The organism is Mesorhizobium sp. M0615, assembly GCF_040320805.1.
In the GTDB taxonomy this organism is placed as follows: Bacteria; Pseudomonadota; Alphaproteobacteria; order Rhizobiales; family Rhizobiaceae; genus Mesorhizobium.
In genome coordinates this window covers 115,883-139,945 of record NZ_JAMYQI010000011.1, presented here as the reverse complement: position 1 = coordinate 139,945, position 24,063 = coordinate 115,883, and the positions used below count along the sequence as shown (strand labels likewise).

Annotated in this window: 28 protein-coding genes and 1 tRNA gene; 13 read left to right on the top strand and 16 right to left on the bottom strand. The window is 62.1% G+C overall.

Features of this window, described 5'->3' with window-relative positions:
• Window positions 1-2 precede the first annotated feature (2 nt).
• Window positions 3-839, top strand: a complete 837-nt coding sequence (locus NKI46_RS20795; protein WP_023669392.1) for a GNAT family N-acetyltransferase — start codon at window positions 3-5, stop codon at window positions 837-839.
• Window positions 840-937: 98 nt separating this feature from the next.
• On the opposite strand, the gene NKI46_RS20790 is transcribed toward NKI46_RS20795, so the two are convergent.
• A complete protein-coding gene (locus NKI46_RS20790; protein WP_352747723.1) occupies window positions 938-3,148 on the bottom strand; it encodes a GumC family protein in 2,211 nt (736 codons plus the stop codon).
• A gap of 264 nt (window positions 3,149-3,412) precedes the next feature.
• Here NKI46_RS20790 and NKI46_RS20785 point away from each other — a divergent pair, with 264 nt between their 5' ends.
• From NKI46_RS20785 to NKI46_RS20765, 5 genes are all read left to right on the top strand, one after another.
• Window positions 3,413-3,976, top strand: a complete 564-nt coding sequence (locus NKI46_RS20785) for a polysaccharide biosynthesis/export family protein (protein WP_023669390.1) — start codon at window positions 3,413-3,415, stop codon at window positions 3,974-3,976.
• A gap of 7 nt (window positions 3,977-3,983) precedes the next feature.
• Window positions 3,984-5,114, top strand: coding sequence for a glycosyltransferase (locus NKI46_RS20780; protein WP_023715409.1), 1,131 nt, complete (start codon window positions 3,984-3,986; stop codon window positions 5,112-5,114).
• 85 nt (window positions 5,115-5,199) lie between these two features.
• Window positions 5,200-6,735: an undecaprenyl-phosphate glucose phosphotransferase gene (locus tag NKI46_RS20775; RefSeq protein ID WP_023739326.1), complete on the top strand. Its 1,536-nt coding sequence runs from the start codon at window positions 5,200-5,202 to the stop codon at window positions 6,733-6,735.
• A complete protein-coding gene (locus tag NKI46_RS20770; RefSeq protein WP_352747719.1) occupies window positions 6,732-7,976 on the top strand; it encodes an O-antigen ligase family protein in 1,245 nt (414 codons plus the stop codon). Before NKI46_RS20775 ends, NKI46_RS20770 begins: the two co-directional genes overlap by 4 nt.
• Before the next feature lie 218 nt (window positions 7,977-8,194).
• A complete protein-coding gene (locus NKI46_RS20765; protein ID WP_245260452.1) occupies window positions 8,195-8,884 on the top strand; it encodes an FkbM family methyltransferase in 690 nt (229 codons plus the stop codon).
• Window positions 8,885-8,992: 108 nt separating this feature from the next.
• Here the strand turns inward: NKI46_RS20765 and NKI46_RS20760 are convergent, their stop codons facing one another.
• Together NKI46_RS20760 and NKI46_RS20755 are read right to left on the bottom strand one after the other, a co-directional pair.
• Entirely contained in the window at window positions 8,993-9,976 is a 984-nt protein-coding gene (locus NKI46_RS20760) for a glycosyltransferase family 8 protein (protein ID WP_352460120.1), read from the bottom strand.
• A 47-nt stretch (window positions 9,977-10,023) separates the two neighbouring features.
• A complete protein-coding gene (locus NKI46_RS20755) occupies window positions 10,024-10,992 on the bottom strand; it encodes a glycosyltransferase family 8 protein (protein ID WP_352460119.1) in 969 nt (322 codons plus the stop codon).
• Between the two features lie 143 nt (window positions 10,993-11,135).
• Between NKI46_RS20755 and NKI46_RS20750 the strand changes: the two genes are divergently transcribed.
• Window positions 11,136-11,212, top strand: a tRNA-Pro gene (locus tag NKI46_RS20750).
• A 51-nt stretch (window positions 11,213-11,263) separates the two neighbouring features.
• On the opposite strand, the gene NKI46_RS20745 is transcribed toward NKI46_RS20750, so the two are convergent.
• Window positions 11,264-11,725: a YbaK/EbsC family protein gene (locus NKI46_RS20745; RefSeq protein WP_023739322.1), complete on the bottom strand. Its 462-nt coding sequence runs from the start codon at window positions 11,723-11,725 to the stop codon at window positions 11,264-11,266.
• Window positions 11,726-11,969: 244 nt separating this feature from the next.
• On the opposite strand from NKI46_RS20745, the gene NKI46_RS20740 reads away from it, so the two are divergent.
• Window positions 11,970-12,422: a cupin domain-containing protein gene (locus tag NKI46_RS20740; protein ID WP_352747714.1), complete on the top strand. Its 453-nt coding sequence runs from the start codon at window positions 11,970-11,972 to the stop codon at window positions 12,420-12,422.
• 77 nt (window positions 12,423-12,499) lie between these two features.
• Here NKI46_RS20740 and NKI46_RS20735 read toward each other — a convergent pair whose 3' ends face one another.
• Window positions 12,500-12,781, bottom strand: coding sequence for a helix-turn-helix domain-containing protein (locus NKI46_RS20735; RefSeq protein ID WP_023689492.1), 282 nt, complete (start codon window positions 12,779-12,781; stop codon window positions 12,500-12,502).
• 295 nt (window positions 12,782-13,076) lie between these two features.
• Here NKI46_RS20735 and NKI46_RS20730 point away from each other — a divergent pair, with 295 nt between their 5' ends.
• Both NKI46_RS20730 and NKI46_RS20725 read left to right on the top strand, forming a co-directional pair.
• Window positions 13,077-13,691, top strand: coding sequence for a hypothetical protein (locus NKI46_RS20730; protein ID WP_352747712.1), 615 nt, complete (start codon window positions 13,077-13,079; stop codon window positions 13,689-13,691).
• A gap of 158 nt (window positions 13,692-13,849) precedes the next feature.
• Window positions 13,850-14,053 carry a hypothetical protein gene (locus NKI46_RS20725; protein WP_352747709.1) on the top strand — a complete coding sequence of 68 codons (204 nt, stop codon included), beginning with the start codon at window positions 13,850-13,852 and terminating at the stop codon, window positions 14,051-14,053.
• Window positions 14,054-14,243: 190 nt separating this feature from the next.
• Here NKI46_RS20725 and NKI46_RS20720 read toward each other — a convergent pair whose 3' ends face one another.
• Window positions 14,244-14,447, bottom strand: a complete 204-nt coding sequence (locus NKI46_RS20720) for a hypothetical protein (RefSeq protein ID WP_023697438.1) — start codon at window positions 14,445-14,447, stop codon at window positions 14,244-14,246.
• A gap of 418 nt (window positions 14,448-14,865) precedes the next feature.
• Between NKI46_RS20720 and NKI46_RS20715 the strand changes: the two genes are divergently transcribed.
• Window positions 14,866-15,135, top strand: a complete 270-nt coding sequence (locus NKI46_RS20715; RefSeq protein ID WP_023715401.1) for a hypothetical protein — start codon at window positions 14,866-14,868, stop codon at window positions 15,133-15,135.
• Between the two features lie 73 nt (window positions 15,136-15,208).
• Here NKI46_RS20715 and NKI46_RS20710 read toward each other — a convergent pair whose 3' ends face one another.
• From NKI46_RS20710 to NKI46_RS20680, 7 genes are all read right to left on the bottom strand, one after another.
• Complete coding sequence (locus NKI46_RS20710; protein ID WP_023669375.1) at window positions 15,209-15,511, bottom strand: hypothetical protein; 303 nt, start codon at window positions 15,509-15,511, stop codon at window positions 15,209-15,211.
• Between the two features lie 84 nt (window positions 15,512-15,595).
• A complete protein-coding gene (locus tag NKI46_RS20705) occupies window positions 15,596-16,138 on the bottom strand; it encodes a MerR family transcriptional regulator (RefSeq protein ID WP_023669374.1) in 543 nt (180 codons plus the stop codon).
• Between the two features lie 134 nt (window positions 16,139-16,272).
• A complete protein-coding gene (locus NKI46_RS20700; protein ID WP_006201891.1) occupies window positions 16,273-16,596 on the bottom strand; it encodes an integration host factor subunit alpha in 324 nt (107 codons plus the stop codon).
• Window positions 16,597-16,700: 104 nt separating this feature from the next.
• Entirely contained in the window at window positions 16,701-17,672 is a 972-nt protein-coding gene (locus tag NKI46_RS20695; RefSeq protein ID WP_023689495.1) for a beta-ketoacyl-ACP synthase III, read from the bottom strand.
• A 9-nt stretch (window positions 17,673-17,681) separates the two neighbouring features.
• Window positions 17,682-18,752: a phosphate acyltransferase PlsX gene (gene plsX / locus NKI46_RS20690; protein ID WP_023700539.1), complete on the bottom strand. Its 1,071-nt coding sequence runs from the start codon at window positions 18,750-18,752 to the stop codon at window positions 17,682-17,684.
• Window positions 18,753-18,899: 147 nt separating this feature from the next.
• Window positions 18,900-19,448, bottom strand: a complete 549-nt coding sequence (locus NKI46_RS20685) for a YceD family protein (RefSeq protein ID WP_352650166.1) — start codon at window positions 19,446-19,448, stop codon at window positions 18,900-18,902.
• Between the two features lie 15 nt (window positions 19,449-19,463).
• A complete protein-coding gene (locus tag NKI46_RS20680; RefSeq protein WP_023669369.1) occupies window positions 19,464-20,006 on the bottom strand; it encodes a ubiquinol-cytochrome C chaperone family protein in 543 nt (180 codons plus the stop codon).
• Between the two features lie 115 nt (window positions 20,007-20,121).
• Here NKI46_RS20680 and NKI46_RS20675 point away from each other — a divergent pair, with 115 nt between their 5' ends.
• Window positions 20,122-20,634 carry an outer membrane protein assembly factor BamE gene (locus tag NKI46_RS20675; protein ID WP_502896511.1) on the top strand — a complete coding sequence of 171 codons (513 nt, stop codon included), beginning with the start codon at window positions 20,122-20,124 and terminating at the stop codon, window positions 20,632-20,634.
• 100 nt (window positions 20,635-20,734) lie between these two features.
• Here the strand turns inward: NKI46_RS20675 and NKI46_RS20670 are convergent, their stop codons facing one another.
• Window positions 20,735-21,664: a helix-turn-helix domain-containing protein gene (locus NKI46_RS20670; RefSeq protein WP_196813872.1), complete on the bottom strand. Its 930-nt coding sequence runs from the start codon at window positions 21,662-21,664 to the stop codon at window positions 20,735-20,737.
• Window positions 21,665-21,982: 318 nt separating this feature from the next.
• Between NKI46_RS20670 and NKI46_RS20665 the strand changes: the two genes are divergently transcribed.
• The gene (locus NKI46_RS20665; RefSeq protein ID WP_023669366.1) at window positions 21,983-22,897 is read left to right on the top strand and encodes a LysR substrate-binding domain-containing protein; all 915 of its coding nucleotides are present in this window, start codon (window positions 21,983-21,985) and stop codon (window positions 22,895-22,897) included.
• 58 nt (window positions 22,898-22,955) lie between these two features.
• Here the strand turns inward: NKI46_RS20665 and NKI46_RS20660 are convergent, their stop codons facing one another.
• Window positions 22,956-23,513: a hypothetical protein gene (locus NKI46_RS20660; RefSeq protein WP_352747705.1), complete on the bottom strand. Its 558-nt coding sequence runs from the start codon at window positions 23,511-23,513 to the stop codon at window positions 22,956-22,958.
• Between the two features lie 75 nt (window positions 23,514-23,588).
• Complete coding sequence (locus NKI46_RS20655; protein WP_023727523.1) at window positions 23,589-24,050, bottom strand: anthrone oxygenase family protein; 462 nt, start codon at window positions 24,048-24,050, stop codon at window positions 23,589-23,591.
• Window positions 24,051-24,063 lie beyond the last annotated feature (13 nt).

The following is a 24,063-nucleotide window of genomic DNA, read 5'->3' as shown; positions in this document are numbered from 1 at the left end:
CTATGAAGCCTACCGTCCGCGCATTGTCTCCGCCGGAACTGACCGTTCTCATCGACTGGGCGGCGGCTGAAGGCTGGAACCCTGGCCTTGACGATGCCGCGGCGTTCCGGCCAACCGATCCTGAAGGGTTCATCGGCGCTTTTGTCGACAACGAGATGACCGCCGCCATCTCGGCTGTCGCCTATGGCGGCAACTTCGGTTTCATCGGTCTCTACATCTGCCGACCAGACATGCGCGGCAAAGGCCATGGCAAAGCAGTCTGGAATGCGGGCATGGCCAGGCTGGCCGGCCGAACGGTCGGCCTCGACGGGGTCGCCGCGCAGCTGGCGAATTATCGCCGCACGGGATTCAGCTCGGCGTACGAAACCATCCGCTTCAGCGGCCGTATCGCGACCCCGCCCGTCCGAAGCGAAGGGGTGCGCATGATAACCACGCAACTCGTGCCCGACATCATCGTCTATGACGCCCGCTGTTTCCCCGCGCCTCGACGAGCCTTCCTGCACCGCTGGGCGCAGCCGCCGCATTGCGGGTTCGCCGCGATCAGTTCACTCGGCACCATAGGCTACGCCGTGGCTCGTCCCTGCCGTTCGGGTTACAAGATCGGCCCGCTGTTTGCCGACGACACCGAGACGGCGATGCAGCTCATGGGCAGTCTGGCTGCCGCATGCGAAGGTGGCGACCTGCATATCGACGTTCCTGCCGAAAATTTCGATTTCACCACGGCGCTTTCAGCAATTGGTTTCAGGCCGACCTTCACCACCACGCGCATGTACAAGGGCCCGCCTCCGAAGGTCGACTCGCGCCGAATATTTGGCGTGACGACCCTGGAGTTGGGGTAGATCCCGGCGCCGACTGACAGGCTTGGTTTTTCGGGAGCCGGCGGGCGATGGACGAGCCGATCCGTAGTAGCGCCGCCTAAGTCGAATTGTCTGCTGTCTCAGGCGGCGCTACGTCGTCCCGGCACGGGGTTACCCGGCGTCTCGTGGCCGATCGGCGTCACCAGAGTGAGGTCGGGATAGCCGCTTTCGATCAGCTCGACGGCGGCCTGCGCCACCTCATCGTCCGCCTGCAGCATGGACATGAAGACCTCGGTGCTGTCGCCGACCAGTCGGCTGATGCCTTGCGCATCGGCCGGTCCGCATTCGACGATGACCAGATCATAGGCGGTGGTCAGCGACTGCATGATGATCGGCAGCCGGTCGGCGGCGCGCATGGCGCGAACCGGATCGGCGGTGCCGACGGGAACGACATGGCAGTCCGAATAGAGGTCGGCGTGGATGACGTCGCTGAACTGCGCTTCCGAAGCCAGCAGATTGGTGATGCCGGGGAAAAGTCCGCTGTCCAGCATCGGCCGCGAGGCGGCACCTGACGCCGTGAGATCGAGCAGCAGCACGCGCAGGCCAGCGTCGGAGACTTCGCGCGCTACCAGCACTGCCGATGCAGCCGCCTCATCGCCTTCGGGCGACACGAAGATGGCGCGCGCAGCACCGCTGGCGATCAGCTTTTCCGCCGCCTTCTCGACATCGATCTCGCCAAGGCTGGAGCGGACAGGTTCGGCTTGCGGTTCGGAACCGGCAGCCGCTGCTCCTTCCAGCACTGAAGGAGCCGGCTCGGGCTCTGGCACCAGTTCAGACTCCACGGTCGTCGGCTGATCGTCCACTTCCACGACCTCAGGAGCCGGTTCCGGGTGGACGACCGGCGCCGACATTGCCGACATCGCAACCTGCTCGATACGCTCGAAGCGCGCCCCTGGGGCCGGACGCATGGCGCGGCCGGAAAACAGCTCCTGCAGCAGCGTGATGACCGACATCAGCAGCAGCGAGCCGACTAAGGCGGCGCCGACGATCGGCACGAGCTTGGGGAAATAGGGTTCCGACGGCACGCGCGCCTCGGAAAACACGCTGGCATCGACCGGCAGGTAATTCTTGCGCGAGGACACTTCGCGGAAGCTCGCCATATAGGATTCAAGCTGCTGGCGCCGGACGTTCGCCTCGCGCTGCAGCGCATCCAGCTGGACCTGCTCCTCGCCGGCCCGCGACGACGCCGCTTTCAGCTTGTTGACGTCCGATATCAGCTGGTTTTCGCGCGCCTGGGCGGTCTGCGCCTGCGTCAGCAACCCGCGCATGATTTTTTGCGCTTCGTTGCGGATCTGGCCGTCGAGATCGGCAAGCTGCGACCTCATCGCCCGCAGGCGGGGATGGTTGTCGAGCAAGGTGGTGGAAAGATCGGCGATGTTGGTTCTGAGCTCGATCTGACGCTCACGCAGCCGCTGGATCAGATCGGAAGACAGCACTTCGGGTACAGCGTCCAGCGAACCGCCATTCTGCAAAGCCTGGCGCACCCTTTCGGCCGTCGCCTCGGCCGAAGCGCGGCTGGCGCGCACACGCGACAGTTCGGTCGATAGCTCGGACAATTGCTGTGTCGCCAGCACCGAATTGTTGCCGCCCATCAACAGGTCCGACTGGGCGGAACGGAAGGCCGCGACCTTGGCCTCTGCATCCCTGACCTGCTTCTGCAGATCGTCGATTTCCGGCCCGAGGAAGGCGGTCGCGGCGGCGTTCGACTTGGTCTTGGCGTCCGCCTGATAGGCCAGGTAGGCCTTGGCGATGGCGTTCGGAATGTCAGCGGCAAGCTGGGGATCTTCAGAGGAAAATTCGACGGCGATGACGCGGGTCTTTTCCACGCCATAAACATTGAGCTTGTCGCGCATCTTCGTCAGCACGCGCTCTTCGAGCGGAATTTCTTCCGGATCGCTCTTCAGCCCGGCAATGACCAGGAGCCGGGTGACCGGCGACATGCCGAGCGCATAGTTGAACTCGGGCTTGTCGCCCAGCTTAAGGTCGGCAGCCACCTGCTTGAGAATGTCGGACGAGGAAATGACCTGAACCTCGGTTGCTACACCTTCCGCATCGAGCACAGGTTTGTCGTCTTCATTGGTGCCGGCAGGCCGCGTATAGGCCGATTCGCTCAACTGGATTTTCAGCTGCGTCGTGGCCTTATAATGTGGCGTGGCAAGCCACGCGAACGCGAAGGCGAGACCAGTGACGAGAAGCGTGATCACAAGAACGCGCAGCCAGTTCCGCGCCAGGCTGGCGAAGAGCTGTCTCAGGTCGACATCGACATCTGCGGCCGCGGACTGGTCGGACATGCATTCCTGCTCCGGACATGAGGCTAGATGGTAGCGTAAACAACTATGGTAACTCAGCCGTTAAGATCGCGGTAAGCAGCTGTTAGGGTTTGCTGACATCCGGTAAACAAAGCCAGCAAAACTATACGGCTTTTTGTCGATTGCCGCCAAATCGGCCGCGTCCCTTTACCGGCCATTAACCCTAACAGGATGATAACGAACCCAGATCCTTAAGGTTTGCCGCCGTGTCCTGGCGGCCATAGCGACGAAGGTGTGTGTCCGATCATGAAAAGCGCTGCTGGTCTGTTTCGCGCTCTGCTGGCCGTGTCGATGCTCGCCGGCTGCTCCAGCTACCGGCCGACGCCGGCGGCCTTCCACGAGGTACTCGACCAGCCCTATCGGCTCGGCGCCGGCGACCGTGTCCGCGTCACCGTGTTCGAACAGGACGGTCTGACCAACACCTACAGTGTCGATCAGTCCGGCTACATGTCCTTCCCGCTGGTCGGCGCGGTGCCGGCGCGCGGCCACACGGCCCAGCAGCTGGAAAAAGCGCTCGCCGACAAACTGCGCCAAGGCTATCTGCGCGACCCCGACGTGTCGGTCGAGATCGATCGCTACCGGCCGATCTTCGTCATGGGCGAAGTGGGCGCCGCCGGCCAGTATTCCTACGTGCCGGGCCTCACCGTGCAGAAGGCCATCGCGATTGCCGGAGGTTTCTCGCCGCGCGCCAACCAGGAAAGCGTCGACATCACCCGCGACATCAACGGCAAGGTGATGACAGGCCGGGTGGTTACCTCCGATCCGCTGCTGCCGGGCGACACGGTCTACGTTCGCGAACGCCTGTTCTGACATCAACGTGGCGGACCAGCTCAGGATCGTCCACTGCTTTCGCTCACCCGTCGGCGGGATCTTCCGGCATGTGCGCGACCTGACGGAGGCCCAGCTCGCCGCCGGACATGTTGTCGGCATCGTCTGCGATTCGACCACCGGCGGCGAATACGAGGAACGCCTGTTCGACCAGATGAAGGACAGCCTGGCGCTCGGCATCCATCGCACGCCGATGCAGCGCCATGTCGGGCCGGGCGACTTCGCCTCGGCCTGGCGCACTTACAGGATCATCAAGGAATTGCAGCCGGACGTGTTGCACGGACATGGCGCCAAAGGTGGCGCCTATGCCCGTCTGTTCGGCTCATTGTTGCGGGTATCTAGGTCTCGCGTAGCCCGCCTCTATTCGCCGCATGGCGGCTCCCTCCACTATGATGAAACGACGACGACCGGGAAGCTGTTCTTCGCGCTCGAGCGCTTCATGGCGCGCTTCACCGACTGCCTGCTGTTCGTCTCCGACTATGAGCGGCGCACCTATCGCAGGAAGGTCGGCGAACCGCCTATCCCGAACACGCTGGTCTATAACGGCCTGCGCGCCGCCGAGTTCGAACCGGTGGTCGCACAGCCCGACGCGGCCGACCTGCTCTACATCGGCATGATGCGCGACCTCAAAGGGCCTGACATTTTCATCGACGCGCTGGTGCTGGCCGGGTCCCAGCTTGAGCGCCGCTTGACCGCGGTCATGGTCGGCGATGGCGACGACCTGCCGCGCTACCATGCGCAGGTGAAACGGCTGGGCCTCGGAAAACAGGTCCGCTTCTTGCCGCCGATGCCGGCCAGGGAGGCATTTTCGCTGGCCGATCTGGTCGTCGTCCCCTCCCGCGCGGAAGCCATGCCCTATATCGTGCTGGAGACGCTGGCGGCCGGCAGGCCGATGATCGCCACGGCCGTCGGCGGCATTCCCGAAATCTTCGGGGAGGGATCCCCTGCCCTGATCCGTCCCGATCCGCGCCAACTCGGCGACAAGATGGGTGAGGCGCTGCGCGATCTCGACGCCTACCGGCGCGCCATGCCCGATACGGCCAGCCTCAGGGCGCGATTCGGCGCCGATGTGATGGCCGCCGAAATCGAAAAGGCCTATTTCGCCGCGCTCAACAGATAGACGACCCTCCAAAACCACAAGTTGTCTCAAGGTTTTTTTAGCTCTCTTTCTGCTATCGTCACCGCGGAAGCTTGTGGGAAACCCGATGAACGAGACCGACCCCACGCGCCGCTTTTCGGCCGATGCGGTGCGCAAATTCGACAGTCCTGCCGAGAGCCCCACGCCCGGCGGCATGAACAGTGTTGCCCGCCAGGTCGCCTCGCAATACCGGCGCGATACGATGTCGCCGGTCATGGTCAGCGGCGTATTGCGCCTCGTCGAATTCGGCTTGCTGTTCCTGTCGGGGCTCGCGCTCTACTTCCACTTTGTCGGCTTCTTCAACTATCTCGCCTGGCAATATCCGCTGACCATTGCCGCGGCGTCATTCGTGGCCGTGGTGCTGCTCGACGTCAGCGATTGCTACCAGATCTCCGCCTTGATGCGACCGATCTCCAATCTCGGCCGCGTGCTGATGGTCTGGGCCGGCACCTTCGCGCTGATGGCGCTGACGGCCTTCATCATGAAAATGTCGGAGGATTATTCGCGTCTGCTGTTCGGCACCTGGTTTGTCGTCGGCCTGCTTCTGCTGTTCGGCCTCAGGCTGGTGATGTCGAAGCTGATCCGGCGCTGGGCGCGCAACGGCCGCATGGAACGCCGCGCCGTCATCGTCGGCGGCGGCAAGGCGGCCGAGATGCTGATCCGCTCGGTCGAGAAGCAGCCAGACAACGACATCCGCATCTGCGGCATCTTCGATGACCGCGGCGACAAGCGCTCGCCGCCGATCGTGGCCGGCTATCCCAAGCTCGGCACCATTTCGGAGCTGATGGAATTCGCTCGCATCGCGCGCATCGACATGCTGATCGTGTCGCTGCCGCTGACTGCCGAAACGCGCGTGCTGCAGCTGCTGAAGAAGCTCTGGGTGCTGCCGGTCGACATCCGGCTCTCGGCGCATTCGAACGCTTTGCAGTTTCGCCCGCGCGCCTATTCCTACATCGGCTCGGTGCCGATGCTCGATATCTTCGACAGGCCGATCAACGACTGGGATTCGGTCGCCAAGCGCGCCTTCGACATCGTCTTCTCGCTGATCGGCATCATCCTGTTCTCACCGGTGATGCTGGCGACTGCCATCGCCATCAAGCTCGACAGCAAGGGGCCGGTGCTATTCAAGCAGAAGCGGCACGGCTTCAACAACGAGATCGTCGAAGTCTACAAATTCCGCTCCATGTACACCGACCGCTCGGACCCGACCGCCAAGCAGACGGTGACCAAGAACGATCCGCGCGTCACCCGCGTCGGCCGCTTCATCCGCAAGAGCTCGATCGACGAGCTGCCGCAGTTCTTCAACTCGCTGTTCGGCACGCTGTCACTGGTTGGCCCGCGCCCGCATGCGATTGCCGCGCAGTCGCACAACCTTCTCTACAATGAGGTGGTCGACGGCTATTTCGCCCGCCACAAGGTCAAGCCCGGCGTTACCGGCTGGGCGCAGATCAATGGCTGGCGCGGCGAGATGGACACCAATGAGAAGATCCGCATGCGCACGGAATATGACCTCTATTACATCGAGAACTGGTCGATGCTGTTCGATCTGCGCATCCTGCTCATGACGCCGCTGCGGCTGCTCAATACGGAAAACGCCTATTGAGCGCGATTTCCCATGATTTGCCGCAGGCTGCGGTCAATGCCAAGCTGATCGCGCTGATATCGTCGGGGGCGGTGTTTTTTGGCGTCTTCCTGTCGGGCTTCGTCATCGACGAACCGGCGCCCTACGATCTTTTCATGCTCGGGCTGATCGGGGTGTGGGTGCTGTTTGGCCTGCGCATATCGCGCGCGGCCGTGCCGCTGCTCGTGCTGCTGATCACGATGAACATCGGCGGCATGATTGCCATGACGCAGATGGCCGTTCTCGCCAACACACCGCTCTATCTCGCCGTCTCGCTGTTTCTCGCGTTCACCGCGGTGTTCTTCTCGTCGGTGACGGCGGTGCAGCCCGGCCTCTACCGGCTGATCTTCATCGCCTATGTCGTCTCCGCGGTGGTGACCTCGCTGCTCGGCATTGCCGGCTATTTCCACGCTTTCCCGGGCGCTGAAATCTTCACCAGATACGACCGCGCCCAGGGCGCCTTCCAGGATCCGAACGTGTTCGGACCATTCCTGGTGCTGCCCGGCATCTATCTGCTCTATCTCCTGTTGACCGGCTCGATCGCGCGCATGCCGCTTCTGGCGGTGCCGCTGCTGATCATCACCGCCGGCATTTTCTTCTCCTTCTCGCGCGGCGCCTGGGGCATGTTCGCCGTCTCGGCCATCCTGCTCACCGGCGCCCTGTTCCTGCAAAGCAACAGCGGCAAGTTCCGGCTGCGCGTCATCATCATGAGCATTGCCGCCGTCACCCTGCTGGTGGTCGCCATGATCGTCATCCTGCAGCTGCCCGGCGTCGGCGAGATGTTTTCCAGCCGCGCCCAGCTCGAACAGAGCTACGACACGGCGCGCCTTGGCCGCTTTGCCCGCTACACGATCGGCTTCGAGATGGCGCTCGAATATCCGCTCGGCATCGGCCCGCTGGTGTTCGGCACCATTTTTGGCGAAGACACGCACGACATCTGGCTGAAGACGTTGATGGATTATGGCTGGCTCGGCTTCGTCTCGTTCCTGTCGCTGACGCTGTGGACGATCGCCGCCGGCTTCCGCATCCTTTTGCGCGACCGGCCATGGCAGCCCTATCTGCTCTGCGCCTACGTCGCTTTCATCGGCAATATCGGGCTCGGCACCTTCATCGACATCGACCACTGGCGCCATGTCTACCTGCTGCTCGGCCTGATCTGGGGCGCGATCGCGCTGGAATACAGGCATCAGCGCGGGTTGCGGGCGGTGGCGCAACCGAGGTAGCCGAGTAATCCTGAAGGACAGGAACAGCCGCGCACGCCAATACCGGGGTTGTGCAGGCCCTCGCAGGCTTTGATCTGCTTGCTCCAACCCCTGGTCGAATTGAGCACGGTTGCCGGCGGCGCATTTATGTTGTGATGGTGGGAAAACGTCGCTAAACGCGACTGACAAAATTCCAATTGAGTTGGCGTGCTTGCCGGGCTGGATAATATTCCGGGTTGGTGGGCGCCACTAATCTGACGGGCGTGGTTATGCTGAGGGAAAGCTATTTCGAATTCATGCTGCGCTGGTACGCGTATCGCCGGTGGCACAGGCCCCCGCGGCGCGTGCGGCAGGCCGAATACGACTTCCATCAGCTTATGAAAAAGCTTCCCGCCGATAGTCTGTTCATCGATCTCGGCGCCAATATTGGCGACGTCACGGGACATGTACTAGCCTATGGGATGCGGGTGATTGCTTTCGAGCCTGACCCTGTTGCTCGCCAGATTTTGACGACAAGGTTTGGCAACAACGACCGGGTGACGATCATTCCGAAGGCTGTTGGTGGATCAGCGCGAACGGCCACATTCCATCAGAGGCCGGACGTCAGTGATCTCCGCAGGACCGAATCGTCGTCCCTGATCCAGACACACGAACATACGAACGGGAAAAGCTTTGAAGTTGAGGTGGTTGACCTGGTGCAGTTCCTGCAAGGTCTCCATGAGCCGATCGTCATCATCAAGATGGACATAGAAGGGGCCGAAGCGGAATGCATCGAAGCCATCCTGGATGCCGGCATTCACCGTTCGATTGGACAAATCCTGGTCGAGACACATGAACGGTTCTCGCCAGACCTGGCCGACCGGATCGGCAAGCTGCGGGGCCGGATCGCACAGGAAGGCATCCGCAACATCAATCTGGATTGGAGCTAAGTATCGGCTCGGCCTTGAGCGTGCTAGCCGGAGGGCATCAACCAGCGAGGCAATAGACTTATCGAGGAAGATTGGCGGGAGGAACCGCGTCCGGCGGAGCGTCAAGTTCTATCTGGCTATGCCAGCGACCCGTTCGGGGTATTGCACGGCCAACATCGAATTGTCCGCATGGCTGGCAAAGATGGCGCTGACCTTTTCGGCGTCGAACCGCGCCCGTCGCTTGCGCTTCTCGTCGTTCAGCAAAATCCCGCTGATGGCGTCGAACTTGCGGCCGAGGTTTTTCAATATGCCTCTCTTGATCGGCCAGTTGCTGTTGAAACGGCCGGCCCAGGGCGTGCCTTTCGCCAGATCACGATAGATCGCCATGGCGCCGACCTCGACACCGATCGGCGGACGGTCCCAGGGCTTGCCCCAGGCGAAGTGGCGGGCGTAGCAGCGGCTGAAAGAAATCTGGCTGGTGTAGTTGGTCATCACGTTCCAGAACGGGTGCATCGTCTGCCACCTGCCCTCGAAAGCCACGTTCAATGCACCTTGATCCATCCCGTAAACCTGCTCGGAGGCCAACTGCCGGGTACGCTCCAGAAGCCCCTCCTGCCTGACCAGTGGCATGTTGAACACCAGCACGCCGGCATTGAACTTCGGCGCGCCTGGCTGCATCGGCAAATGCTGTCGATACTTTACGTCGAAATAGGTCTGCTCATCGTGTGCGGCCAGCAGCGGAGCGTTGAGCGGGACGTTGCAGAGGTCTTCTATCGATCTGTTGAAAAGCACATCGGCGTCGGAATAGGCGATGCGGTCATATGGTTCGAACTCCGGCAATTGATCGGCAAACAGCCTGATGTAGGTCGCAAGGGTTGGGTGCGTTCCGCGGTTGAAGTTTGTCGCTTCCATGAATTTCGTGACATCCAGGATGCGGATCTTCCCACCGAGCAGACGCTCTCCGATAGCTCGGTCTTCGTTGGAGATGACACCGGTGTGCAAAATAAAGCCGTCGAGGTGGTCCGACACATTCAGCACGCGGCGCGCCGCCAGGCTGGCATACGGGAAATACCTCTGGTCGGTGGCGAAAAAGAAACACGATTTTTGCGGCATGCTACAACCTGTTGCCTGACCCATTCGCGAGAGCTCCGTTGCGGGTCTCAGGCGAAACCACCGAGTACTTCCGGAAACTGCACAGCCATCGCCCCGGCGTCAGCATGCTCGGCATATATCTTATGCACCTTGCTGCCGTCGTACCGTGCGCGCCGCCGATACCGGTCCTTGTTCGGCAACATCCCCATGATACCGTCGAACCTTCGGGCGAACCGCCTCATGACGCCCCGCTCGAAGGGAATACGCTGCCGGAAGGGCTCAAGCCATGGCGTATCCTTTGCCAGATCGCGCCAGACGGCAAGCGCCTCGGGCTCCACGTCGACCTGGCTTCCCCAGGGCTTGCCGCCGGCGAAATGCCGCGCATAGGCTTGGGCGAACCGAAACTCCTTCGTATCGTTGGACATCAAATTCCAGTTCGGGTGCATCGTCTGCCACTTGCCCTCGAAGACGATGTTCAGCGCGTTCTGATCGTTCATTTGCCCGGCAACGGCAACATCTCTGGCGCGGTGCAAAAGTCCCTGTTGACGCACCGGCGGCATGTTGAAGACGATGATGCCGGCGTTGAAATAAGGCGCCCCCGGCTGCATCGACAGTTTGTTCCGATAGCCCGGGCGGAAATACATGTAATCGTCGTGAGCGGCCAACAACGGAGCATGAAGTGTCTGGCCCACCAGGTCGGCGATATCTCGATTGAACAGAACATCACAATCGACATGGGCGATGCGGTCATAGTCCGCGAACTGAGGCAGTTGGTCGGCGAAAAGCCGAACAAAAGTGCCGACATTGCTTGGCCGGAAAGTATGGCCAGCCTCCGCAAACAGCCCCGAAACGTCCACTATGCGAAGACGGTTCGTCAGCAGGCGTTCAGCAACACGCATATCGGCATCGCGTGCGCCGACATGCAGGATGAATCCCGGTGTTGCCTCTCCCGAAACATCCAGAATTCTGCGCGCCGCCAAGCATGCATACGGAAAATAATTGGCGTCGGCCGCCAGAAAAAAACAGGAATTTGCCACGCGCAATCCTTCGTATCGATACTGCGCGAGCCATATCGCCTTGGCATTGCGGCGACAAGGCCGCATGCTGGCGACTTTCAGGCCCGGCGCGCCGTTTTAGCGCTTGCACCATACCCCTTGAAAATATATGGCTTTGCGCGGTCCGGAGTGTAGCGCAGCCCGGTAGCGCACTTGACTGGGGGTCAAGGGGTCGTCGGTTCGAATCCGGCCACTCCGACCATTTTTAGACAGGACTTGCCCCCAAAGGTCCTGCTTCTCAAATCACCAACATTCATCCTTGGCAGACGTCGACCCATTCGGCGCCGACAATCTGTGCCATGCGCTCAGGGCTCAGCCGCACCGCGGCGTTGGTGGCGCCGGCCGCGGGCACGACTTCATCGAAGGCGCGCAGCGAGACGTCGCAATAGACCGGCAGCGGCGCCGGCAGGCCGAATGGGCAGACGCCGCCGACGGGATGGCTGGTAATCGCGACAACCTCGTCGGCGTCAAGCATGCGCGGCTTGCCGCCGAAACGGTCCTTGAATTTGCGGTTGTCGAGCCTCGACATGCCGCCGGCCACGATCAGCATGGTCTCACCGCCGACGCGCAGGCAGATGGTCTTGGCGATCTGCGCCGGCTCCACACCATGCGCCTCAGCCGCCAGCGCCACCGTCGCGGAACTCGCTTCGGTGACGAGCACTTCGACATCGGGCGCATGGGCAGCCAGGAAGGCGCGCACGGATTCAAGGCTCATCTCGGCATTGTCCCATTCGAAAACGGTTAGCGTTCACACTGGATAGCTTCACGCTCGGTCGGCGGCAACCTCCCCGCCCCTCGACGGCTGCAGCGATACCAGGCCAGGCGGGTCGCGCCGCATGTCAGCAACGCAAGGCGCATCCCCCGTGCGGGAGATGTGTTCGGGCTGCTGCCTTGGTAGGTCGCAATGGATCAGGGCCGGCGCTGATGCTGTGCTCCCACGACCAACCGGAGAGATCATCATGCTCAAGCTCGCCTCGGCTCTGGCGCTGCTGCTTGTCGGGACGGCGCCGCTGCTTGCCGACGACATGCCGATAAACGCGGACGCCATCAAATGGGGCCCTGCTCCTGCTGTCCTGCCCGCCGGCGCGGACATGACTGTCATCGCCGGGGACCCCTCGAAGGATGGCATCTACGTGCTGCGGTTGAAGCTGCCGGCCGGCTACAGGATTGCCGCGCACAACCATCCCACCTCGGAATATGTGACGGTGATTTCCGGCAATTTTCATATCGGCATGGGCGACAAGCTCGACGAGACCAAAGGCATCGAACTGACCGCCGGCGGCTTCGGCGTAGCCCCACAGGGAATGAACCATTACGCCTGGACGACAAGCGCTACGATCGTCCAGGTTCATGGCGAGGGGCCGTTCGCGATCACCTACGTCAACCCGGCGGACGATCCTAGCAAGAAGTGACATTCGCCATTGGGCGAATGCAACAAGCCCGCCAGGGCAAACCATGGCGGGCTTGTTGAACGACGCTTGGCCGTTGTTTATGAAACGGACCGGTTTTCCACAGGCGCCGTGGGCGCTGGGGCATCGATCAGGGCCGTTTCCGGCAATTGCAATGCTGCGGCGATCCGGCGAAGTTTCGTCGGATCGGTGTCCTTGCCGCTCTCTATATCGGCAATCTCGCTGGTCGACAGACCGCAGGTCAGGGAAAGCTCTTCAATACTGTATCCCTTTGTCTCCCGGATGGCTTTGAGGCCAGGGTGCTCAAGCGCTACATCGGCCGCCAGCCTGGAGAAGGGTTCGTGTTTTGCAGTTTGGGGCATTGGCAACTCCATGGGGCTAAAGAGTTTTGGATCAAATGATAGGGTGTTGCCTGAGAGCCGGGACAATGCCCGCTTGACGGCGATTTGCCAAGGCCCAAACCGACCGTCACAGCATCGTGAACCGGCGTCAAAACCGCAGGCGCCAGGGCACATATAGGATCTCCGCCCCGATCTCCCAATCAAGTTCTTTTGAAGGGCCGCACGCCGAAGTGTTCAGCGGTTTTGCGCCGCTCGGGCGTTATCCTGATGTTGCTGGCAGCCGCATCGGGCCAGCTTTCCCAAGAGGATCAGATCCATGACATTCAAGACATCAGCCATCGTGCTCGCCACGATTTCAGGCCTCGCCGGCGCGAGCATGGTCGCGGCGCAAGCCGCCGAGGCCGTGCGCATTCGCGGCACGGTGACCGCCTTTGCCGGAGCGACGCTGACGGTGAAGACCCGCGAAGGCGCTACCGACGCCATCGCGCTGGCTGAAGGGTGGAAGATTTCCGGCGTCGCCAAGGCGGATGCCGGGGATATCAAGCAAGGCGATTTCCTCGGCATTGCCTCTGTTTCGAAGGCCGATGGCGGCAGCGGCGCGCTCGAGGTGGTGATCTTCCCGGCCGCGCTCAAAGGCGCCGGCGAAGGCGACCGCCCGTGGGATCTCGAGCCCAACAGCCGGATGACCAACGGCACGGTCGCCGATGTCACCGAGATCGCAGGCCGCACGGTGACGCTGACCTATGACAATGGCCAGAAAAAGCAGATCGCCATTCCGCAGACGACGCCGGTGGTGACCTTCGCGCCGGTGACGCCCGCCGACCTCAAGCCTGGCGCTGTGGTGTTCGTCAACGCCGAGCGTGGCAGCGACGGCAAGCTGACCGCGGGCCGGGTCGTGGTCGGCACCAACGGCGTCGTTCCGCCGATGTAAGTTGCGATGAAGCCGCCAGACACAATCCAGAAACAAAATTCTACAGTCCGGAAAAACTGTCGAAAAGTTCGGAGGCGATAGTCATGACTGCGGGGTTCACCGGCACCGATCTTGCTCGGTGACGGTCAAATTCAGCCCGCAGAAAAGGAAACGAAGTCATGAAGAAGTCCCTCCTGTCGGCTCTCGGGCTGGCTTTTGCCCTGGCTGTCTCTCTGCCCCTCATCGGCGCCAGCAGCGCCGACGCAGCACCGCTGCACAAGAAGCATCGCCACCATCATCATCATCACAAGAAGCATCACCGCCATCACCGCCATCACCACCACCACCACCACCACAACAAGGTGGAGGCCAAGAAGGCCTGACAGGGCCGACTTGCCCAACGGGAAGGCTGGCCCTGGAGTCCTCGCCAAGGCCGCCTTCCCGTTGGTTTTTGCCAGGCGACACGTGGAACAGCTGAAGGCAGGATTCGATGGCGCCCATGCGTCAGAATGCGAGCAAACACAGGTTGCCAGCTGCAGGACACCACGGGTCTCTCAATGCCGTCGGAACCCGCTAGGACGGCGCCGCGAACGCGAGCACTATTGCGATCAAAATCAAAAGCGGTCCCATCCATTTGAAATGCTTCGCGACCTGCAGCCACCATGGCTGCTGACCTTGTTGGGCCTGAAAAGGACTTTGGAGCAGCCCAAAACCAACGCCTGTCATCCACAGCCCAGCGCAGAACATGATGAACTCGTCGATGTAATTTGCGACCACGCCCGTCTCCTCCGCCGGTACCTTTGGACTGGCGTTATAGTCGCAGCCGGGAGTGGCAGAAAGCGCGGTGCCAAGTGGCGGCAATGACTGCTGCCGCCACCTGACAAGAGCCGGGCGCGGACTCGGTCTTGGCTGGCCATTTGGGCACGCCACGGTGTGACCTTCGCATGGGATGCCGCGCCGCTACGTCAGCGGCCTTCACGCGAAATGCATGATCGATGCCCGCCCGGCCCCGCCAGGCGCCGTCAGTTGGCGAAGGCTAAAAATCGACGTCGCAAAAAAATGCGAAGAAAATTCGAACCACGCATGAACCTTTGCTTTGGAGGCCGCACTAACCCGGCATGGACGCCGATAAGGCGATCCCAACACAGAAGGACGCCATGGTGGCGATCCTCGATCCAGAGAAGGAAATGCTCAAATGACCAACTTCAAGCGCATCACGCTCGCCGCGGCTTTCGTCGTCTCGGCCTTCGGTTCGGCTTCCGTTCCGACCTCGGCTTTCGCCAACGGCACGCATCCCACGGGCGACGGCGGCGCGGTTTGCAAGGGCTCCGGTCATTGCCTGGTGCTCTCGATCGAGTGCAAAGGCACCTATACCGACGCCACGGACAAGAATGGCACTGTCTATGGCAAGTGCAGCCAGACCGCGCAGGTTTCGCCGCAGGCCAAGATCAAGCTCGCCAAGTAATCGGCCGCAGATCAGGGAAATGGCGGCCGTCCGCGGGACGGCCGCCATTTTCTTTTTGTTTTCGTGAATTGTTTTAGCGCCGGCTGAGCAACAGGCTGGCGAGAAGGCCGACCACGACCAACCCAACAGCAGCGGCTGTTGCCGGACGATCGCGCGCCGTCTTTTCGATCGCCCTGCCCTGCTTCCTGATCGCCGGCAGCGCATCGCTGACAAGGTCGGCAAGCTGCCCATAATAGTCCGAAGCGGCATCGCGCCCGTCCTCGTAGTAAGCACCGCCGCGTTTGGCCACGACTTTGCGCAACGCGGCGAGCTCTTTGGAAAGGGTCGCGACCTGCTTTTCGAGATCGAGATCGGAGAGGGTCGAAAGCGATACCATGATTGTTTTCCTTCTTTTTGAGAGAAGGCCAAACGCATGGCCGCAGAACCGGTTCCGGTCTGCTTGCCCGAGGCAGCGGAAAGGTTAGCGCACCTGGTCGAGCAGACGCTTGCACTCCAGGAGGTCAAACAGCGCCTCCTGCAGCAAGGCCCGGTTGTCGCGCGATAGTTTCGACGCGCCGGGCTGGACCGGACCTTCCTCCTCGGTCTTGCCCAGGCCGAAAAAGCGGCGGCTGGGTTTTACCTTGGGCTGGCCGACCAGCATCTCGTCATCCATGCCGCGAGGCTGGGCGGCCGGAGTCAGCGGCACCTGATCGGCCTGCCTGCGCTGCGAGATCGCTTCGACGGCAGCCATGTCGCCATTGCCGATCGCGACCAGGAAATGGTTGCCGTTCTCGCGCAGCAGTTTCTGCACGCCCTTGATCGTGTAACCTTGGTCGTAGAGCATGTGGCGGATGCCCTTGATCAGTTCGACATCCTGCGGCCGGTAGTAGCGGCGGCCGCCGCCGCGCTTCATCGGCTTGATCTGGTTGAAACGGGTTTCCCAGAAGCGCAGCACGTGCTGCGGCAGATCCAGATCCTCCGCGACCTCGCTGATGGTGCGGAAAGCGTCGGGGCTCTTGTCCATGGGCGAAATCCTCACGCTGGACGGCGATCCGGCCCAGTCTGCCGAATCGGGTATCATTTCAGCGGTTTATGAAACAATATTCAAGCCCGGCGTCAAAACGGCCCGGCGTTTTCAACCGAAGCCTGCGGCAGAACCTATTTGCCGCCCTTGGCCTTGCTGTTCTGGTGCGAGCGCAGGATACGGCTTTTCAGCACGTTCGACGACTTGAAGGTCATCACCCGGCGCGGCAGGATCGGCACTTCCTCGCCGGTCTTGGGATTGCGGCCGATGCGTTCGTTCTTGGAACGGACGTGGAAGGTGGCGAAGGACGACAGCTTCACCGTCTCGCCGCGTACGATGGCTTCACAGATTTCGTCCAGCACCGCTTCGACGAGTTCTGCCGATTCAGTGCGTGACAAGCCGACCTTACGGTAAACAGCTTCGGCAAGGTCGGCGCGCGTAAGTGTCTTTCCCCCCATGCGACCGCCCCATCAGTTCAAAAAACATAAATCGATACAGGTAAAGGCAGAGCCTAAGTAATTGATCCGGCAAGGTCAAGGACCGAAACCGGACCGTTCGGCACTTACCAGCGAACGAGAACCGCGCCCCAGGTGAAGCCGCCGCCCATCGCTTCCAGGAGCACGAGATCACCCTTCTTGATGCGACCGTCGGCGACAGCCACCGAAAGCGCCAGCGGCACGGAAGCAGCCGAGGTGTTACCGTGCAAATCGACGGTGACCACCACCTTTTGCTCAGCAATCCCGAGCTTCTTGGCCGAAGCGTCAATAATGCGTTTATTGGCCTGATGCGGCACGAACCAGTCGAGGTCGTCGGCGGTTATGCCGGCCTGCGAAAACGTCGCCTCGATGACGTCGGTGATCATGCCGACGGCGTGCTTGAACACCTCGCGGCCTTCCATCCTGAGATGGCCGACCGTGCCGGTGGTCGAGGGACCGCCATCGACGAAAAGCTTGTCCTTGTGGGCGCCGTCGGAGCGCAGGCTCATCGCCAGCACGCCACGGTCGGCAATGCCGCCGGTGCCCTCATCCGCTTCCAGCACCAGCGCGCCGGCGCCGTCGCCGAACAACACGCAGGTCGAGCGGTCGCTCCAGTCGAGGATGCGCGAAAAGGTCTCCGCGCCGATCACCAGCACGCGCTTGGCGAGGCCGCCTCTGATGTAGAGGTCGGCGGTGGTCACCGCATAGACGAAGCCCGAGCACACCGCCTGCAGGTCGAAGGCAAAGCCGTGATGCATGCCGAGCCGGTTCTGGATCTCGACGGCGGTCGCCGGAAAGGTGTTGTTGGGCGTCGAGGTCGCCAGCACGATCAGGTCGATGTCGGCAGGCGTAAGACCAGCATTGTCGAGTGCTGCGCGCGCCGCCGCCTCGCCCAGGGATGCCGTCGTCTCGTCATCGGCGGCGATATGGCGCTGGCGGATGCCGGTGCGCTGGGCGATCCACTCGTCCGAGGTCTCGACCATGCCTTCGAAATCGGCATTCTTCATGATGCGGCGGGGCAGCGCAGCACCGGTGCCGCGCACGACTGATCTGATCAAAGCTCTTTCCTATTCCTTTTCGTCGACGGTGGCGTCGGATTTTCTGCTTGCCTGGGCATGCGGGTTGCGCGCATGGAACAGGTCGAGATCGGCCTCGATGCGGTCGATCAGATTGTTGCGCACCATATCGTAGCCAAGCTCGATCGCTGCCGCGAAACCGTCCGAATCGGCGCCGCCATGGCTCTTTACCACGATGCCGTTCAGACCCAGGAAAACGCCGCCATTGGAGCGGCCCGGATCGAGCTTTTCGCGCAGGCGGTCAAAAGCGCCCTTGGCGAAGACATAGCCGATCCTGGCCATCAGCGTGCGGTTCATCGCGGCGCGCAGATAGCCTGAGATCTGGCGCACAGTGCCTTCTGCCGTCTTGAGCGCGATGTTGCCGGCAAATCCTTCGGTGACGACCACGTCGACCGTGCCCTTGCCGATGTCGTCACCCTCGACGAAGCCATGATAATTCATCGAGGCCATGTTGGCCTCGCGCAGCATGCGCCCGGCTTCCTTGACCTCTTCCTGTCCCTTGATCTCCTCGACGCCGACATTGAGCAGGCCGACTTTCGGCCGGTCGATGCCGAACACCGAGCGCGCCATGCCGGTGCCGAGAATGGCAAAGTCGATCAGCTGGTGCGCATCGGCGCCGATGGTGGCGCCGACATCCAGCACCACGCTCTCGCCGCGCATCGTGGGCCAGATCGCCGCGATCGCCGGACGGTCGATGGTCGCCATCGTGCGCAGGCAGAATTTCGACATCGCCATCAGCGCGCCGGTATTGCCGGCCGAAATGCAGGCCTGCGCGCTGCCACTCTTGACTGCTTCGACAGCCTTCCACATCGACGACTTCCAGCGGCCGTGGCGCAGCGCCTGGCTCGGCTTGTCGTCCATCCTGACCGCGACTTCGCAATGGTGGAACTCGCTGACCTCGGCCAGTTTGGGGAATTTGGCGAGTTCGGGGCGCACCAATTCCTCGCGCCCATATATGACGAAGCGGATGTCGGGACGCCTGACGGCGACCGTCATGAGTGCCGGGATGACCACGTTTGGCCCGTGATCGCCACCCATGGCATCGATGGAAATCCTGATCACGCGGTCTTTATCTCACTAGCTTGGGCCAGGGCACATGGCCCGCGAAAGAAATACTAAACTCGCGAAATTCGGGGGCTCGCGAAGGTTCGGCGAAAATAGCGGTTTTGGGCTGCCGCACAACCGGCTTTTCTCCGATCGCTTCGTGTTTTAGGATTTTCCAAGCAAGGATCGCAGCTTTTGCTGGAATTCATTCTCGACGGGCTCGTTCGGGCCGGCGGCATCGAGCGAGGCGCCTGCCTTGCGCGGATAAGGATCGATCGCCAGCCCGAAGAACTGTTCGGCGAGCGCGCCGACGTCGATCGTGTCGCCGGAGAATGTTTCCGGGCCGTCTGGCCCGTCGGCGTCGAGCAGGATCTCGCCGCCGCCTTCGAACCCTTGCCGTCCGAGCTTGGATTGCTCCGGCAGGAACAGCGCCTCGACCTCTTCGTCGATATGGGCCGCGACCGGCTCAAGGGTGACGATGCAGGCCTGGGTGATATCAGCCTCGACGCGGCCGCTGACCTTGACGCCATTGCGCTTCCACGGCGCCACCAAAAGCTCAGCACGGTAGTTTTCGACAGAAAGCAGCTCGTGCTCGCGCGCAAGCATTGCGCGCTGCGCGGCGTCGGCGTCGATCACCACCTGCAAACCTTTGTGGGGCAGGCGGCCGACATTGGCCGCGAATGAGACCGGGCTAGGCGTGTCCACATGTTTCATCTTGGTCTCCCCTCCTCACTCCGCTTTCGCGACGGGAAACGCCACGGCACCGGAAACGATCGATTCGGACGGCTGTGCTTCAAGCTGCCTTGCGGCATCGATTACATAGGACGCCAGCGGCAAGGCTTGCGGCCAGGCGCCGGCATCGGGTCTGACATTGCGCGCCAGGGCGGCAGCAAGCGCGTCGCGATCGCTGCGTTCCAGCGCGTCGTCATAGGCGGCGGTACGGCCGTAGAACATTTTGGCCAGCCTCTTCATGCGCTTGGGCACGCCGACATCGCCAACGCCCAGTTCCCGCAGCGAATGCTCCACATCGAGAAAGAACTCGTCGATCAGCACCTGCGCGACCTCATGCGCGACGCCCTCTTCGCCGCGGAGCCGGTGCTGAAACAGGAACATGTGCAGCGACAGCATCTCGAAACGGCCGAGCGGCGTATCCGGCACATTCCAGTGGGAATAAAACACGGTCTGCCGCGCCGCCGCCACGATTTGTGCGTAAAGCGCCTCGGTGATAGCGCGGTTGGCGTTGCGTTCGCGGCCAAAAAGGCGCTGGAACATTGAGGGTGGTCTCCTGGGGACCGATTGTTTGAATGGGCCTTGTTGCATCGGCAAGCAAGCTGGTTTACCGGTTTTGCCGCCCAGCGCAAGTTGCGGTCAGCTAATGGAGTTGTTGTTGCGCGCGCTGAAATTCAATTCGACTTTTCTGCCCGGGGCCACCGCCGCGGTTTCGCTGGTGCTGGTGGCTTCCGCGCTGTCGGGCTGCAATTCGTCCAAGATGTTCGGCGACCTTAACCCTAGCGAGACGCTGACGCAGGGCTATGTTATCGACCAGCAGGCGGTCGATTCAGTGCCGGTGGGCTCCAGCCGCGAACAGGTGCTTCTGGCGCTCGGCACGCCGTCGACGAAAGCCACCTTCGACAATGAGGCGTTCTATTACATTTCGCAGACGCGCAAGCGCTATGTCGCTTTCGACAAGCCGCGCCTGGTCGACCAGAAAGTGCTCGCGGTCTATTTTGGCGAGGACGGGCGCGTCACCCAGATTGCCAATTACGGTCTGAAGGACGGCAAGATTTTCGACTTCATCTCGCGCACCACGCCGACCGGCGGCAAGGACCAGAACTTCCTCAGCCAGATCATCAAAGGCGCCAGCAAGCTGGCGCCCCCCATTCCTGGCGGCGGCGCCTAAGAAGCGACCGCCTTCCTTAGATTTTTGCTTCCCCCGAAGCGACACCATCTCAGGCGACCAAAAGCCCGCGGGAGCGATCCTGCGGGCTTTTGTTTTGAGGTCATGCGGCCGCAACACCCGTCGCGCTTTGCCGCGCGTGGCCTGTTCGGCCGCCGGGCTCCAGCGAGGCGCGGTGCACAGCCGCACTCTGCCGCGCTTCCGAAGGCGTCATGCCGAAATGCCGGCGGAAGGCGTGGTTGAAGGTCGAGAGATCGCCGAAGCCGGCGTCGAAGGCGATGGCGCCGATGGTGCGGTGTGCCAGGCGCAGGTCGGATAGCTTGCTGCAAACCAGCGCCAGCCGCCGGCCAAGCACGAACTGCGACAGCGAGGTACCCTCACCCTCGAACAGCTTTCTGATATAGCGCGCGCTGACGCGGTGGCGCCCGGCCAGGGCGTCCGACCCGACATCGCCGGAAGCCAGATTGCTTTCGATATCGGCTTTGATGGCGCGCAGCCGCGCGGCGCGTATGCCGCGGCCTGCGGCGACCTCGGTGGCGTCCTGCGTTGCCCCGACCACGACCGCGACAAGGTCCTGTATGTGCTTGGCGGCAAGCCAGCGCAATTCGGACGCGGCCAGGTTCGGCTCCTGCATCAGCAGACGGACATAGCTGGTCAGCAGCAAGAACTTTTCGCCCACGCATGACATCGGCGTCATCAGGGCGGCGTCCGCATTCGCAGCCATGGGCCCGAGCGCTGCCTTGGGGATGGTGATGAAGAGATGATGCGACATCGCCCGCTCGATCACATGCGGATCAGAGGAGGACAGAAGGATTGCCTGGCCGGCCTCGATGCTGGCCTCGCGGCCGAGATGCGAGAAGGTGGCAGCGCCCTCCAGACACATGAAGAAAATGTAATCATCGGTCCCCTTGGCCATGGCGCGGGAACGGATGGTGCGGAAGGCGGTGGTCCTCGAATCGGCAATGCCGACGCCCGGCAGCCGCAGGATGGTCGCGTCGACGGAGAGCTTTTCCTCCGTGACGTTAAAATCCATGTCGGTCACCATCCGGCGCAAGGTCGCAATAGACGTTTCTCCATTCGGCTCGGGGCCACATGGCGGTCGAAAAGCGCGCATGCGCAAACTCGGGGGGTCGAATAGTCATGGGGTACTCCCAAGCGATTGTCTTCATTTCACTGTCGTTCGTAGTCGAGGCTCGTTCCATGAACGGCCTCTCATTCCGACGGCGGCAATCGGGGGGCAGTGGATGGCTACAATGATTTGCGCACTTGGACAAAAGACTATTTACGAAGCTATGGATGAGCTTAGTTCATTCATGCTAAGGAACCCAGGGGCAGGATAGGGTAACGGCAAATGACAAGACGGCTTCCACAACTGGAATCCATTCGGGCTTTCGAGGTCATTGCCCGGCTGGGCAGCTTCAAGCGCGCCGGCGATGAGCTGAATGTTACGCCAAGCGCGCTCAGCCACCGCATCGCCGATCTCGAAGCCGATCTCGGCGTGCTTCTGTTCACCCGCCATGTCCGCCGCGTCGAACTCACGCTTGAAGGCGAAAGATTGTCCGCAGGCGTGCGACGCGCATTGCTGGAAATCCAGAGCACGATCGCGAGTGTCGCGCGCAACGAGCGCACGAGGCTGAGGGTCACCGCCATTCCTTCGCATGCCGTACGCTGGCTGGCCCCGCGCCTGCACAGGTTTCGCAAAAAGCATCCCGAAACAGAGATCGACATCAATGCGGATCTTGCAGTCGTCGACCTTTCGCAGCGAACAGTCGACATCGCATTGCGCTTCGGCGGCGGACACTATCCGGCCGTCGAGACCGAATGGCTGATGGCAGATGCGATCTTTCCTGTCGTCAGTCCCGACTATCTCGCCGCCAACGGCCCGGTCAGAGACCAGCACGATGTGCTGCGACTGTTTCGCATCCTCGACACGACGGCCGAAAATGACGAGAGCGGCGCCAATTGGCGCCACTGGTTCGAGAGAAACAATCTGCCGCTGGATACGGTTGGCGACGGCATGAATCTGAACGGCACCTTGCTGGCGGTCGAAGCGGCGGCGAGCGGTCTGGGCGTCGCCATCGCGAGGAAGTCGCTGGTCGAGAGCGATTTGCGCACCGGCAGGCTCGTCCGCCTCCTGACAACGGACATACCGACGAACTGGAACCACTACGTCGTCGTCCACCCGTCCATCTCCGCCTGGGAGCCTGCCAGATCGTTCATCAACTGGCTGAAGGCGGAAGCCGGCGACAGCGCCGGCGCCGGTTGACCTCGGCGGCCGTTTGGGAACTCTCCTCGGGAGGTCAGCAGAAGGCGCCCCCCGGTGCTCACGGACTCATTGCACCGGCCGGTTGGTCATCCTTGCGGCCCGACTGGTTCGCGGCCTTGGCGGCAAGCGCTGCCGCCATCCGGCTCTCCAGCTCGCGCAGCTTGGCGTCGAGTGTCGCCATGCCGCCCCAGCCGAATGTCGCGCGGTACAGCGGTGCGATCTCGGGCGTCAGGAATTCGACGAGGGTTTCGTCCTCGACCCAGACCTTGAGCACCTTGAACAGGCGCGCATCGATCAGCTCGCTATGCCAGCCCATGCGGGCGGCAATGCCCTGGATGGTTTCGGTCGAATTGGGCGTGCTGAGCAGCACATGCGAGCCGGAGCGCAGGCGCATGTTCGGGTCGAAGCCGATGCCGAGCGGCGCTTGCTGGTCCAGAACCGTGCCGCACGGCAGGATTTCGATCAGCGAGCCGAAATCGTCGCCGAGGCAGACGGACCATGCTCCCTCAGGAAATGGCGGCGACGGCGCACGAACCGCGGTGGCGACAAGCATTTCGGCAAGGACGCTGGCGACGGCCTGCGGATCGCGGGCGTTGAATGAAGCGTGGTGCAGCATGGCAATACTCCTGTTTTCAACGGCGGCGGCCGGCAGAAGTGCCGACCCATGCCGCGGCGTTCCGCGAAAACTGAATCACCGGCTGAGCGTCAGGATGACCGCGGCAAACAGGCAGGCGTATTCGGCCAGTCCAAGCACAAGGCGCAGATTGTGGTTGGCCGCCCAGCTGTCGCGCGTCTGCGCCCAATCATCGGGGATGGTCACCGGCGTCCAGCTCTGCACCTGTTTGTTGAGCGGCACCTGACGGCTGACGGTGAAGCCAATGTCGATCACCACCAGCGCCGCGGCGACGATCGTCAGGATGCGCGGCAGGCCGGCATCGACCGCAAACATCGCCGTCGCCGCGATCAGCACCAGCGTCGTCAGCCTGACGACCGGCATCACCCGGGTAAACGTCCGGTCGCGCATCTGATGCATGGCCATGTACTGGCCGGCGGTAAGATCATCGATGCGAAAATCGTGGATTACGCCCGAGACGTAGATGCCGGCAATAATTCCAGCCAGCGCAAGCGAAGCCGTCATCAAAAACATGTCCATGTCTTTTCCTGCC

Bases quoted from the DNA above. Each gene is read 5' to 3' on its own strand.
- NKI46_RS20795 (WP_023669392.1), top strand. From the start codon at position 3: ATGAAGCCTACCGTCCGCGCATTGTCTCCGCCGGAACTGACCGTTCTC.
- NKI46_RS20790 (WP_352747723.1), bottom strand. From the start codon at position 3,148: ATGTCCGACCAGTCCGCGGCCGCAGATGTCGATGTCGACCTGAGACAG.
- NKI46_RS20785 (WP_023669390.1), top strand. From the start codon at position 3,413: ATGAAAAGCGCTGCTGGTCTGTTTCGCGCTCTGCTGGCCGTGTCGATG.
- NKI46_RS20775 (WP_023739326.1), top strand. From the start codon at position 5,200: ATGAACGAGACCGACCCCACGCGCCGCTTTTCGGCCGATGCGGTGCGC.
- NKI46_RS20760 (WP_352460120.1), bottom strand. From the start codon at position 9,976: ATGCCGCAAAAATCGTGTTTCTTTTTCGCCACCGACCAGAGGTATTTC.
- NKI46_RS20745 (WP_023739322.1), bottom strand. From the start codon at position 11,725: ATGAGCCTTGAATCCGTGCGCGCCTTCCTGGCTGCCCATGCGCCCGAT.
- NKI46_RS20740 (WP_352747714.1), top strand. From the start codon at position 11,970: ATGCTCAAGCTCGCCTCGGCTCTGGCGCTGCTGCTTGTCGGGACGGCG.
- NKI46_RS20735 (WP_023689492.1), bottom strand. From the start codon at position 12,781: ATGCCCCAAACTGCAAAACACGAACCCTTCTCCAGGCTGGCGGCCGAT.
- NKI46_RS20730 (WP_352747712.1), top strand. From the start codon at position 13,077: ATGACATTCAAGACATCAGCCATCGTGCTCGCCACGATTTCAGGCCTC.
- NKI46_RS20725 (WP_352747709.1), top strand. From the start codon at position 13,850: ATGAAGAAGTCCCTCCTGTCGGCTCTCGGGCTGGCTTTTGCCCTGGCT.
- NKI46_RS20715 (WP_023715401.1), top strand. From the start codon at position 14,866: ATGACCAACTTCAAGCGCATCACGCTCGCCGCGGCTTTCGTCGTCTCG.
- NKI46_RS20710 (WP_023669375.1), bottom strand. From the start codon at position 15,511: ATGGTATCGCTTTCGACCCTCTCCGATCTCGATCTCGAAAAGCAGGTC.
- NKI46_RS20705 (WP_023669374.1), bottom strand. From the start codon at position 16,138: ATGGACAAGAGCCCCGACGCTTTCCGCACCATCAGCGAGGTCGCGGAG.
- NKI46_RS20700 (WP_006201891.1), bottom strand. From the start codon at position 16,596: ATGGGGGGAAAGACACTTACGCGCGCCGACCTTGCCGAAGCTGTTTAC.
- NKI46_RS20685 (WP_352650166.1), bottom strand. From the start codon at position 19,448: ATGAAACATGTGGACACGCCTAGCCCGGTCTCATTCGCGGCCAATGTC.
- NKI46_RS20680 (WP_023669369.1), bottom strand. From the start codon at position 20,006: ATGTTCCAGCGCCTTTTTGGCCGCGAACGCAACGCCAACCGCGCTATC.
- NKI46_RS20670 (WP_196813872.1), bottom strand. From the start codon at position 21,664: ATGGATTTTAACGTCACGGAGGAAAAGCTCTCCGTCGACGCGACCATC.
- NKI46_RS20665 (WP_023669366.1), top strand. From the start codon at position 21,983: ATGACAAGACGGCTTCCACAACTGGAATCCATTCGGGCTTTCGAGGTC.
- NKI46_RS20660 (WP_352747705.1), bottom strand. From the start codon at position 23,513: ATGCTGCACCACGCTTCATTCAACGCCCGCGATCCGCAGGCCGTCGCC.
- NKI46_RS20655 (WP_023727523.1), bottom strand. From the start codon at position 24,050: ATGGACATGTTTTTGATGACGGCTTCGCTTGCGCTGGCTGGAATTATT.